Here is a 12,171-nt window from a genome sequence, read left to right as displayed (position 1 = left end):
AAAGCGGGGGTGATGGCCAATCTCCCCCCTCGTGGGGGAGATGTCCGGTAGGACAGAGGGGGGCGCGAAGGAACTCATACTACGCAAGAGTTCCCCACACCCTCACACCTTGACCAACTGCTCCACGCGGTCCTTCTGGCCGAAGATGCGCAGATAGCGCTCGATCTCTTTCTCGTAGCCTGTCGACTTGGCCGGATTGTCGGAAAGCTTGACCGCCGGCCTGCCGTTGGCTTCGGTGACCTTGCAGACCAGCGAGATGGCGTCTAGCCGGTTGGTCTCGGTCGGCGCGCAGCCCTCGAAATCGTTGGTCAGGTTGGTGCCCCAGCCGAAGGACATGCGCACCTTGCCGCGGAAGTGGCGGTAGGTTTCCTCGATGGTCTCGACCTCAAGCCCGTCGGAAAAGATGAGCAGCTTCTGCTTGGGGTCCCTGCCCTTTTCGCGCCACCAGGAAATGATCTTCTCGCCGCCCTCGATCGGCGGCGCGCTGTCGGGGCGGAAGCCGGTCCAGTCGGCGACCCAGTCCGGCGCATCGCGCAGGAAAGCCGCGGTGCCGAAGGTGTCCGGCAGTACGATCAGCAAATTGCCGCCGTAGTAGCGCTGCCAGTCCTGCAGCACGTTGTAGGGCGACTGTTTCAATTCCTTTTCCGAATTGGTGAGCGCGGCGAACACCATCGGCAGTTCATGCGCGTTGGTGCCGAGCGCCTCGAGATCGTTGTCCATGGCGAGCAGCACATTGGAAGTGCCGGTGAAGGCCTCGCCGATGCCTTCCTTCAACGCTTCGACGCACCAGCGCTGCCACAGGAAAGAATGACGGCGGCGGGTGCCGAAATCCGAGATGCGGATGCCGGGCAGCGCCTTCAGCCGCTCGGTCTTGGCCCACATCTTGGCCTTGGCGCGGGCATAGAGCACGTCGAGCGCGAACGGCCCGAACGCCCGCATGGCCGCGCGAGATCGAAGTTCATTGATAATTGCCAGCGCCGGGATCTCCCACAGCGTCGTGTACATCCACGGGCCGCTGAAGGCGAGTTCGTATTGGCCGTCGCGCTTGGAAAGCTCGTATTCGGGCAGCCGGAAATTTTCCAGCCAGGCGAGGAATTCCGGTTCGAAGATCTGCTTGCGGCCATAGAAGGTGTTGCCGCCGAGCCAGATCATCTCTTTCTTCGAGAAGCGCAAGGTACGGGCATGGTCGAGCTGCTCGCGCAGCTCCGTCTCGTCGATCTCCTCGGCAAGGCGGACCGAGGTGGTTCGGTTGATCAGCGAGAAGGTGGCGTCGACCTTGGGATACATGCCCCAGATCATCTGCAGCATCAGAAGCTTGTAGAAATCGGTGTCGAGCAAGCTGCGGACGATCGGGTCGAGCTTCCAGGTGTGGTTGTAGACGCGCCGCGCTATATCGGTCTTTGCCATCTCTCAATGCCGCCTTCGCTGCTCGCTCTAGCTTTTGTCTAGCGCAATTCCGGACGGAAAACCGCTGCGCAGTTTTCCCGGAATTGCTCCAAATGCCTCTTAGCATCGAATTTTTGAAAGCGCCTCCCGCTTTGCGGACTGGCCCGACAAAAAGAAGCCCCTGCGGCAAGCGGCGCCCACGGCAGTGTCGGCCTCAGGATGCGGTCTTGGCGCCGACCACCTTGAGCGCCGGACGCTTGCGACGAGTGCCGATGCGGCCCGCCACCGGCGCATCGGCGCGGCGGTCGGCCTGCTCTTTCTCGGCAAACAGCCAGTCGATGAACAATTGCACGATCGGCGCCGACCGCATCTCGTTGCGGCAGACGACGTAGAAATCGTCGACCGCCGGCACGGAAAGGCTGAATGGCGCGACAAGCAGGCCCCTGGCGAGCAGTCCGCTTGCCGTCACTGTATCGCCGAGCGCCACGCCATGGCCGTGGACCGCGGCCTCGGTCGCCATGCGCGCGTCGCCAAGATGGTGGCGGCGGCCGCGCTCCAGGTCTAGCGCGTCGGCGGCAGCCAGCCAGGTGTGCCATTCGCGGCCGTCGTCGCCATGCAGGAAGACGTGATCGGCGAGGTCGCGGACGGTGCGGATCGGGCGGTTGTTGATCAGCGTCGGGCTGACCACCGGGAAAAGTTCGAGACCCGACCATTTGCGCATCCAGCAATCGGTCCAGCTGCCGTCACCATAGTGCACGCAGACATCGATATGCGGTGCGCGGACGTCCTTGGCATCATTGGATGGGATCAGCGTCAGCCGGATATCCGGATATTGCGAAGTGAAGCTGCCCAGCCGCGGGATCATCCACAGCAACAGCAGCGCCGGCACGCAGGATACCGACAGCGCGCCGGTGCTGGCCGGCCGTGTCATGCGCTGGGTGGCGGCGGCAATGCCGTCGAAGGCGGTCGACACCGCCGGCAGCAATTCGGCGCCGTGCGGCGTCAGCTTCACCCGCTGGCCGGAACGCTCGAACAGCTTGATGCCCAACGATTGTTCGAGCGCCTTGATCTGATGACTGATGGCGCCATGGGTGACGTTGAGCTCAGCCGCCGCCTTGGTCAGCGAGGCGTGGCGCGCCGTCGCCTCGAAGGCGCGCAGCGGATTGAGCGGTGGCAAACGCTTGGCCATTGGAACCTGAACTCTGTGAGATTTTCTCACAACAAACACCCTAACAATATCAATTGATTTTTCAATGCAGCTACAGGACACTTTGCCCAGGCATTGCATCAAGACGTGAAAGCTGCAGGCAGCCGACGGCTGCGGCTATCGAGGCGTCGTCCGCGCGCTTCACCAGCCATGGAGGACCGACATGGGTTACGACCGCGGCAAGCTCGAAGCGTTGCGCCGCAAATACGGCGAGAGCCATGGCGGCGAAATGTTCGACCCGAAATTCCAGCGTGTCGCCGACAAGATCTTCTCCAAGAGCGGCACGCGGCTGGCGCCCTATTCCGGCATCCCGACCTTCCTCGCGGCGCCCTATCGTGAAATCGCCCCCGACAATCCGGATTTCGGCGATCTTCAGGTGGCGATGATCGGTGTGCCGATGGATCTGGGCGTCACCAACCGGCCGGGCGCCCGTTTCGGGCCAAGGGCGCTGCGCGCCATCGAGCGCATCGGCCCCTACAACCATGTGCTGGAATGCGCGCCGACGCATGAGCTGAAGGTCGCCGACATCGGCGACGTGCCATTCCAGAGCCGCTACCGGCTGGAGACCAGCCATGACGACATCGAACGCCGCACCAACCAGATCGTCGATGCCGGCGTGCTGCCCTTATCTGTCGGCGGCGACCATTCGATCAGCCACCCGATCCTGAAGGCTGTCGGCAAGAAGGCGCCGGTCGGCATGATCCATATCGACGCTCATTGCGACACCAGCGGCCTGTTCGACATGACCAAGTTCCACCATGGCGGGCCGTTCCGTAACGCGGTGCTGGACGGCGTGCTCGACCCGAGCCGCACCATCCAGATCGGCATTCGCGGCTCGGCCGAGTACCTTTGGGAGTTCACCTATGGGTCCGGCATGACCGTGGTGCATGCCGAAGAGGTGACCGGCCTCGGCATCCCCGCCATTATCGAGAAGGCGCGCAGGATAGTCGGCGACGGCCCGACCTATGTCTCCTTCGACATCGACAGCGTCGACCCGGCCTTCGCGCCGGGCACCGGCACACCGGAAGTCGGCGGGCTGACGACGCGCGAAGTGCTCGAGCTGCTGCGCGGCCTGAAGGGCCTCAACATCGTCGGCGGCGACGTCGTCGAGGTGGCACCACAATACGACGCAACCACCAACACCGCCCACGCCGGCGCGCAGGTGCTGTTCGAGATCCTCAGCCTGATGGTTTTCAGCCCGGCAATCACCGGCAAGGCGGGCTGACACGCTCGACCATGATCCCGAAAAGTGGGAACCGGTTTTCGGAGAAGATCATGGTCCACTAGAGAATCCAAAGCGACCGCCGCGCTGGAGCCGGCGGTTGCACTCAAACAAACAAGCTTCCAGCAGGGGAATAAAAATGACACTTCACATGAAACTCAAATCATCTATCGCCGCCGTGCTGATGCTCGGTGCGGCCGGTCTTGGTTTCACCACCCAGGCCGTCAATGCCGACGCGATCGACGACATCGTCAAGGCCGGCGCCATCAATGTCGGCATCTTTTCCGATTTCCCGCCCTTCTCCTCGGCCAGCGCCGATATGAGCATCAAGGGCTACGACATCGACGTCGCGCAATTCATCGCCGACCAGCTCAAGGTCAAGCTCAATCTGGTCAGCGTGACCGGCCAGAACCGCATCCCGTATCTTACCGACAAGCGCGTCGACCTGCTGATGAGCGTCGGCTATTCCAAGGAGCGTGAGCAGGTGATCGATTTCGCCGCCGCCTACGCGCCCTATTACATCGCCGTCATCGGCCCGGCAGCACTTGCGATCAAAGGCAAGGAAGACCTCGCCGACAAGTCGATCGCCGTCAATCGCGGCACGCTGGAGGACACCTCGCTGACCGAGGTAGCACCCGCCTCGGCCGACATCCGCCGTTTCGACAACTACAATTCCGTCATCCAGGCCTTCATCTCGGGCCAGACCCAGCTGATGGTGGTCGGCAACGATGTCGGCGCCCAGGTGCTCGCCCGCCAGGAGGCGCTGAAGCCGGAGCAGAAATTCCAGCTTCTCACCTCGCCCTCGCATATCGGCCTCAACAAGAAGGAAGACCGCCTGAAGCAAGCGGTCAACGATGCGGTTGCCAAGATGCTGGCCGACGGCAAACTGGACGAAAGCTCGAAGGCCTGGCTGAAGACACCGCTCGATCCCGCCAATCTCAAGGATTGACGGCCAGTGACCTATAGCCTCGACTTCGGCTGGCTTGCCGGGGCGACAGGGGCGATCGCGCGCGGCGCGGCCACGACGATCCTGTTGATCGCCGTGACCACGCTGGCGGGAACCTTGCTCAGCATCCTCGGCGCCGCAGGGCGGCGGAACGGCCCGCTGCTGCTCAAGCGGGCGATCGGCGTCTATGTCGAGGTGATCCGCAACACGCCTTTCCTGGTGCAGCTGTTCTTCATCTTCTTCGGGCTGCCCAGCATCGGCGTCAGGCTCGATCCGGTGCTGGCAGCCATGTTGGCGATGACGCTCAACATGGCCGCCTACACGATCGAGATCGTTGGCGCCGGGCTCGACGCGGTGCCGCCCGGGCAGACGGAAGCGGCTCTCGCCCTTGGGCTCAGGCCGCGCCAGGTCTTCATCAAGATCGTGCTGCCGCAGGCGCTCAAGGTGATCTATCCGGCGCTGACCAGCCAGATCGTCATCATGATGCTGGAATCCGCCGTGGTGTCGCAGATCGCGGTGCGCGAGCTGACCTACGAAGCCGACATGCTGCAGGCACGCACGTTCCGGGCTTTCGAGACCTATTTCGTGGTGACGATGGTCTATCTCGCCCTGTCGATTGGGCTGCGCCGGCTGCTGGTCGGCGGCGGGCGCCGGCTTCTTGGAGCCGGCGTGTCATGATCGAATTCACCTTCTGGGACATTCTGCGCAACCTGCTGCTGGCGGCGCGCTGGACGGTGCTCTTGTCGTTGGCTGCCTTTGTCGGCGGCGCCGTGGTCGGCATGATCGTGCTGTTCTTCCGGATCGCCAAGAATAAATGGGCGCGGCGGCTTGCCTCCGGCTACATCGCGCTTTTCCAGGGCACGCCGCTGCTGATGCAGCTGTTCCTGATGTTCTTCGGCCTGCCGATGTTGGGCCTGCGCATCGAGCCGTGGACCGCGGCGGTGCTTGGCCTGACCTTCTTCGCCAGCGCCTATCTCGCCGAGATCTGGCGCGGCGGCGTCGATGCGCTGCCGCGCGGCCAGTGGGACGCCGGCGCCAGCCTCGGCCTGCACTATTTGCAGGAGCTCAGGCTGATCATCTTGCCGCAGGCGTTTTCGATCACCCGCGCGCCGACCGTCGGCTTTCTGGTGCAGCTGATCAAGTCGACCGCGCTGACCTCGATCATCGGTTTCGAGGAGCTGGTGAGGATATCCAACGCGATCAACAATGCGACCTTCGAACCGTTCAAAGTCTATGGGCTGGTAGCGCTGATCTTCTTCGTCATGTGCTTTCCGCTTACGCAATACGCACGTTCGCTCGAGCAGCGGGCGGCGGCCCGCTGAGCGGGCGACCAGCGCTTCAACGCCCGAATACCTGAGGCGGCGCTATACGGTCGCGCCGCAGCCAGCGCCCCAGCAGGAGCGCGGCAACCACCGCCAGTCCCGACGACAGGCCGATCCAGATGCCGACGCCATTGAAGCCGAAACGGAAGGCCAGCAGCACGCCGAGCGGCAGGCCGATGCCCCAATAGCCGATCGCGGCATAGATCATCGGCACCTTAGTGTCGTGCAGGCCGCGCAGCATGCCGCTGGCCACCGCCTGCGCGCCGTCAAAAACCTGGAACAGCGCGGCAAAGGCGAGGAACGACACGGCAAGCGCCACCACCTCGGCATTCGCCGGATTGCCCAGGTCGATGAAGGCGCCGATCAGGAGATGCGGCCACAGGATCATCACCAGCCCCATCAGCGCCATGAAGGAGACACCGACGACATAGGCGGTCCAGCCAGCCCGGCTGACACCTTCCGGATTGCCGGCGCCGTGGGCAAGTCCGACGCGCACCGTCACCGCCTGGTTGAGGCCGAGCGGCACCATGAAGGTGATCGAGGCGATCTGGATGGCGATCGCATGGGCGGCAAGCGAAGCCGCATCGATCAGGCCCATGAGAAAGGCCGCCGCGTTGAAGATCGTCACCTCGAAGGCCAGCAGGCCCGCGATCGGCAGGCCGAGCCGCAGCAGGCCCTTGAAGCGCGGCCAGTCGGCCCGCCAGAAGCGTCCGAACAGACGATAGCGCCGAAATTTCTTCTCAAGCATCACCACCACCGCCATGCCGGCGAACATAAGTGTGCTGGACAGCGTGGTGGCAAGGCCGGAGCCGGCGATGCCCATCGATTGGATGCCGAGATTGCCGAACATGAACAGCCAGTTGAAAAAGGCGTTGCAGGCGACGGCAACGAAAACGATGATCAGTGCCCAGCCCGGCCGCTCCAGGGCCGAAATAAACGAGCGCAGGACGATGTAGCCGAAAAAGGGCAGCACCGCCCATTCAAGCCAGCGCAGATAGACGCCGGCCTGGTGCGCCAGCGCCGGTTCCTGACCCATGGCCAGCAACACGCTCTCGCCGTGCCAGAGAAGGACCCATATCGGAATGCAAATGAGGATCGCCAGCCACAGACCCTGGCGCACGGTGCGGCGCAGATCGCGCACCGAGTGGCGGCGACGGCCGAGCTCGGTCGCCATCATCGGCGAGGTCGCCAGCATCAAGCCGAGCCCAAAGATGAGCGGCATGAAATAGAGATTGGCGCCAAGTGCACCGCTGGCCAGCGTGTCCGGCCCCAGCCGCCCCATCATCATGACGTCGGTAGCGGTCATCGCGGTCTGGCCGAGATTGGTCAGCACCATCGGCCAGGCGAGCGCCAGCATCGCCCTGATTTCCCGACGCCAAAGGTTTTCCGGCGCGCGAGCGTCGGCTTCGATCGCAGACATTCTAGTTTTCCGCCTATCCGATTGCGGCACGTCGGCAAGAGCCGGAAGCCGCGTCTCAGCGCGGAAAATGGCCAAGATCGGCCGGATTCCGCATTACGACGGGTTTGTCTATCAAATGGGCACTGGTGGCAAGAGGCTGACTTGCGGAAGGGTTAAGCCAGTCTGCTCAACGCACGCTATTGGAGAGGCTATGGAAGCCGCTATGGTCACGGCGGATTCATTTGAAAAGGCACCCTGATGAGCGCGTTTCCCGAAATCTATCTGGTTCGGCATGGCGAGACGGAATGGAGCGCGTCCGGAAAACATACCGGCCGGACCGACATACCGCTGACGCCGGCCGGCGAGGACGCGGCGAGGCAACTCGTCGACCGGCTCAAGGGCCTGTCCTTCTCGGCGGTGTGGTCAAGCCCGTCGCAGCGCGCCTTCAACACCTGTGCGCTGGCCGGCTTCGGCTCGTCCGGCGTGAAGAATGACGATCTGGCGGAGTGGGATTATGGTGCCTATGAGGGATTGACCACCAAGCAAATCCTCGCCGAGCGTCCCGGCTGGCGGCTCTTTCGCGACGGCTGCCCGCGTGGCGAGTCGGCCGCGGATGTCGGCTCGAGGGCGGACCGGATCGTCAGCCAGTTGCGCGAGGCCGGCAGCAACGTCCTGGTCTTCTCAAGCTCGCATTTCCTGCGGGTGCTGGCCGCACGCTGGCTCGGCCTGCCGCCGCAAGGTGGCGCGCTTTTCGTTCTGGACACCGCCAGCATAAGCGTGCTCGGCTACGAGCACGATTTTGACGAACCGGTAGTCCGGCGCTGGAACCAGAGATAGCTGTCTCGAGGCCGTTCGGCCCTATCGGATCGCGTCCAGCGCGTGCCTTTGCCGATGCATTTCGAGAAACACGCGATAGTCGCGGTCGAACCGGCCGGCGGCAGCCGGATTGGGCTCGCGCGTCCTGCCGCCTTGCTGCATGGCGACGCAGGCGGCGTTCAAATCGGGAAAAAGTCGGGCCGCGGTGGCCGCAATCATGCCGGTGCCGAGCAGCACCGCTTCATCCGCCAGCGGCTCGACCACTGTGCAGCCGGTGGCGTCGGCATAGAGTTCCATCAATAGCGGGTTCTTGGTGTGGCCGCCGGTGACGTGCAGCGTGTCGATCAGATAGCCGTTTTCGTTCAGCGCTTCCAGCACATGGCGGACGCCAAGCGCGATGCTGACGGCGGTGCGCCAGTAGAGCTTGCACAGGCTGTCGAAGGAGGAATCCAGCGTCAGCCCGCTGATGACGCCGACGGCATGCGGGTCGGCGAGCGGCGAACGGTTGCCGTGAAAATCGGGCAGCACGTGCAGCCTGGCGGCGAGGTTGCCGCCCTCGGCGGCGCGCAGCTCGGCGACGCGGCGGGCGATCCTGGCATGCATGGCGGCATCCGGTTCGCCGCCGGCGCCGTGCCAGCGGATGATGTGATCGAGCAGCGCGCCGGTGGCCGACTGGCCGCCTTCTGACAGCCACAGACCGGGAAGGGCGGCGCCATAATACGGCCCCCAGACACCGGCGAAAGGCTGTGGGTCGGGCGACATCGCCATGACGCAACTCGAGGTGCCGGCGATCAGGGCCAGATGGCGGCCGATGTCCTTCGCGTCACCGGCGAAGCCGCCGAGCACGCCAAGCGCGCCGGCATAGGCATCGATGACGCCGGCGCCGACCCGGCATTTTTCGGTGAGGCCAAGCTCCGCCGCGGCTTGTGCGCCAAGCGGACCGATATCGGCGCCGACCGGGCTTGCCTTTCCCGGCAGATTGCCGTGCTCGAAAAGGTCGCCGAGCCCCACGGCTTCGAAGAAGTCGCGCCGCCAGCCGGTCTCTTCATGGGCCAGATAGGTCCATTTGGCGGTCAGCGTGCATTGTGAACGGGCGAGAGAGCCGGTCGCCTTCCAAGTGAGGAAGTCGGTGAGGTCGAATAGGTAGCCGGCTTCGTTCCATGTTCCGGGTAGGTTGCGCTTCAGCCACATCAGCTTGGGCGTCTCCATTTCCGGCGACATGACGCCGCCGATATAGTCGAGCACGGCATGGCCGCTTTCGGTGCATTCGTCGGCCTCGGCAATGGCACGATGGTCGAGCCAGACGATGGTGTCCCAGCGCCTTTCGCCAGTGACGGACACGCTGAGCTGGCCGCCATGCCGGTCCCGCACCACCAGCGAGCAGGTGGCGTCAAAAGAGATGCCGACGATATCCTCAGCCTTCACGCCGGCCTTTTCGCGGGCAGCGCGCACGGCCATGCACACTGCCGACCAGATATCCTGCGAATCGTGCTCGGCATGGTCGGCCTTCGGCTGTTGCATGGCGATCGGGTGCTCGGCGCGGCCGAGCAAGGCGCCACCGGTGTCGAGAATGCCGGCACGGGCGCTTCCGGTGCCGACATCGACCGCGCAAACGAAACTGTTGGTCAAGGTGTTCTTGCTCTCGCTCCCAGGCCTGCAATCAGATCGGGCAATTGCAGCATGTCAGCGAATATAAAGTCCGGCTCACTTGACGCAAGCCGCGCTTTCAATGCCGGGTTGCCGGTGTGCGAGCCGCCGGTGAAGGCAAGGACGCGCATGCCGGCCGCCCGCGCCGCTTCGATGCCGGCCGGGCTGTCCTCGACGACGAGGCAGTTTCGCGGGGCTGCTCTCATTTTATCGGCTGCATGGAGAAAGAGATCGGGCGCCGGTTTGCCCCGCGCCACCATGGCTGCGCTGAACAAATGCGGCTCCAGCAGCCCAAGCAACCCCGTGACCTGGAGCGCATAGCGGATCCGCTCCAGCGTGCCGGAGGAGGCGACGCAGCACGGCACGCCGAGCGTCGGCAGGACCTGTGCGATGCCTGGCATCGGTTTCAGCTCCTGGCGAAACTTGCGCATCAGTTCGGAGCGCATCTCGGTCAGATGCTGGTCGGTGAGATCGAGCCCGAAGTCGCTTGCGAGGATTTCGCGGACGCTCTTCATGCTCTTGCCGAGGAAGTGCTCGTAGGCAATGTCCTCGCTGACGTTGCCGCCGGCAAGCGCGATCATCTCCAGCAATGCCGAGACCGACAGCATCTCGCTATCCACCAGCACGCCGTCACAGTCGAAAATGACCAGTTCAGGCGTCATCGCGCTGGATCGGCTTCAGAGGTCGCCGGCGAGATAGCGCGTCAGTGTCGCGCGCGCGCCGTCCGCCCACAGCGATTTGAGCGCATGGGCGAACGCTTCGGCGAACGGCCGCGAGCGGCCGACATCGCCATAGATGTCTTCCATGGCAAGCCAGGCGGCAGGCATGTCCCTGGCCGCCTTGGCCGTCGCCTGCAGCCGGCCCCAGTTCGGGTCGTTGGGCTCGGTGACGGCACCGGAATCCGTCGTGCCGAAGCAGTAGCGACACCAGAGCGCAGATTCCAGCGCCAGGCCGGTGACGCTTTTGCCAGCCTTCAGCCGGTCGGCGATGGTCGGAATGATGAATTTCGGCTGGCGGTTGGAGCCGTCGAGGCAAAGCCGGCGTATGGTGTCGCCGATCTTCGGATTGGAGAAGCGGTGCTCGATAAGCTGGTAGTAATCTTCGAGGTCGGTGTCCGGAACCGGCGGCACGGTCGGGATGATTTCGTCATGCTCGAGCTTGTCGAGGAAGCCGCGTACCAGCGGCTCCTGCATTGCCTCATGGACGAAATGGATGTCCATCAGCCCGGCCGGATAGGCGATGGTCGCGTGGCCGCCATTGAGGATGCGGATCTTCATCAGCTCATAGGGCGCGACATCGCTGACGAACTGCACGCCGACCTTTTCCAGCGGCGGCCTTCCGTCGGTGAAACGGTCCTCCAGCACCCATTGCTTGAACGGTTCGCAAAACACCGGCCAATTGTCGTCGAGGCCGAACTCGCTGGAGAGAATGCCGCGCTCGCGGTCGGTGGTGGCCGGCGTGATGCGGTCGACCATGCCATTGGGAAAGGCAACGTTCTCGCTCACCCAGTTTGCCAAACCTTCGTCGATCAGCCGGGCAAGGCCGATGACGCCATCCGAGGTGACGTGGCCGTTATGGGGGATGTTGTCGCAGGACATGATTGTGAAGGGCACGATGCCGTCGGCGCGGCGGCGCACCAGCCCAGCGAGGATGAGCCCAAAAACGGTCTTCGGTGTCGCCCCGGGTTGCGCGTCGGCAATGATGTCGGGATGTGTCGGATTGAAGACGCCGGAAGCCGGATCGATGAAATAGCCACCCTCGGTGATGGTCAGGGAAACGATCTTGATCGCCGGATCGGCAAGCTGCTCGACGATTGCGGCCGCGTCGCCCGGCATGAGGAAATCGATCATGACGCCGGTGACGCGCGCGCTCATATGGCCGCTGTCCTGCTCGACCACGGTGGTCAGCCAGTCCTGCTCCTGCAACTTGCCGCGGCCGACCTTCTCGCCCTCGAAGACGCCGGCGCCGACGATTGCCCAGTCGTGGCCGACGCCCGAATTGAACAGGTCGTCAAGATAGACGGCCTGGTGTGAACGATGGAAATTGCCGACGCCGAAATGCACGATGCCGGCCTTGAGCGCGGCGCGATCATATTTCGGGCCGGCGACTTTGGGCGGCAGGTTGGCGAGGTTGGAAGAAGAGAGTTTCACGGTCATCTGCTTTTACCCTTTTGGCAGGACGGCTCTTCTCCCCGTGGAGGAGACGGGGAGAAGAGCGCCTTCGCCC

General features: G+C 63.9%; 11 protein-coding genes. 5 read left to right on the top strand and 6 right to left on the bottom strand.

What is annotated here, in order from left to right:
* Positions 1-102: 102 nt before the first annotated feature.
* Positions 103-1,407: a nicotinate phosphoribosyltransferase gene (pncB, locus tag NKG60_RS07860; RefSeq protein WP_352862946.1), complete on the bottom strand. Its 1,305-nt coding sequence runs from the start codon at positions 1,405-1,407 to the stop codon at positions 103-105.
* 193 nt (positions 1,408-1,600) lie between these two features.
* Positions 1,601-2,575, bottom strand: coding sequence for a transcriptional regulator GcvA (gcvA, locus tag NKG60_RS07855; protein WP_352862945.1), 975 nt, complete (start codon positions 2,573-2,575; stop codon positions 1,601-1,603).
* A 181-nt stretch (positions 2,576-2,756) separates the two neighbouring features.
* Here gcvA and speB point away from each other — a divergent pair, with 181 nt between their 5' ends.
* The 4 genes from speB (at position 2,757) to NKG60_RS07835 (ending at position 6,083) form a co-directional block, all read left to right on the top strand.
* Positions 2,757-3,818 (top strand): agmatinase, encoded by a 1,062-nt coding sequence (speB, locus tag NKG60_RS07850; RefSeq protein ID WP_352974741.1) that lies wholly within the window; start codon positions 2,757-2,759, stop codon positions 3,816-3,818.
* Between the two features lie 136 nt (positions 3,819-3,954).
* On the top strand, positions 3,955-4,764 hold the full coding sequence (locus NKG60_RS07845) for a transporter substrate-binding domain-containing protein (protein WP_352862943.1): 810 nt from the start codon (positions 3,955-3,957) through the stop codon (positions 4,762-4,764).
* A gap of 6 nt (positions 4,765-4,770) precedes the next feature.
* On the top strand, positions 4,771-5,439 hold the full coding sequence (locus NKG60_RS07840) for an amino acid ABC transporter permease (RefSeq protein WP_352663666.1): 669 nt from the start codon (positions 4,771-4,773) through the stop codon (positions 5,437-5,439).
* The gene (locus tag NKG60_RS07835) at positions 5,436-6,083 is read left to right on the top strand and encodes an amino acid ABC transporter permease (RefSeq protein WP_352974738.1); all 648 of its coding nucleotides are present in this window, start codon (positions 5,436-5,438) and stop codon (positions 6,081-6,083) included. The genes NKG60_RS07840 and NKG60_RS07835 overlap by 4 nt, the downstream gene beginning before the upstream one ends.
* Before the next feature lie 16 nt (positions 6,084-6,099).
* Here NKG60_RS07835 and NKG60_RS07830 read toward each other — a convergent pair whose 3' ends face one another.
* On the bottom strand, positions 6,100-7,503 hold the full coding sequence (locus NKG60_RS07830; RefSeq protein ID WP_352862942.1) for an MATE family efflux transporter: 1,404 nt from the start codon (positions 7,501-7,503) through the stop codon (positions 6,100-6,102).
* A 234-nt stretch (positions 7,504-7,737) separates the two neighbouring features.
* Between NKG60_RS07830 and NKG60_RS07825 the strand changes: the two genes are divergently transcribed.
* Entirely contained in the window at positions 7,738-8,319 is a 582-nt protein-coding gene (locus tag NKG60_RS07825; RefSeq protein WP_352663947.1) for a histidine phosphatase family protein, read from the top strand.
* Positions 8,320-8,340: 21 nt separating this feature from the next.
* On the opposite strand, the gene NKG60_RS07820 is transcribed toward NKG60_RS07825, so the two are convergent.
* From NKG60_RS07820 to NKG60_RS07810, 3 genes are read right to left on the bottom strand one after another with little or no spacing between them, the layout of a single operon-like run.
* Entirely contained in the window at positions 8,341-9,927 is a 1,587-nt protein-coding gene (locus tag NKG60_RS07820; protein WP_352663670.1) for an FGGY-family carbohydrate kinase, read from the bottom strand.
* Positions 9,924-10,607 (bottom strand): HAD family hydrolase, encoded by a 684-nt coding sequence (locus NKG60_RS07815; protein ID WP_352663672.1) that lies wholly within the window; start codon positions 10,605-10,607, stop codon positions 9,924-9,926. Before NKG60_RS07815 ends, NKG60_RS07820 begins: the two co-directional genes overlap by 4 nt.
* Positions 10,608-10,622: 15 nt before the next feature.
* Positions 10,623-12,101: a mannitol dehydrogenase family protein gene (locus NKG60_RS07810; RefSeq protein WP_352663674.1), complete on the bottom strand. Its 1,479-nt coding sequence runs from the start codon at positions 12,099-12,101 to the stop codon at positions 10,623-10,625.
* Positions 12,102-12,171 lie beyond the last annotated feature (70 nt).

Origin of the sequence: Mesorhizobium sp. M1428 (assembly GCF_040317515.1) — a bacterium.
Classification (GTDB): domain Bacteria; phylum Pseudomonadota; class Alphaproteobacteria; order Rhizobiales; family Rhizobiaceae; genus Mesorhizobium.
This window is presented reverse-complemented; position numbering and strand designations above follow the sequence as displayed.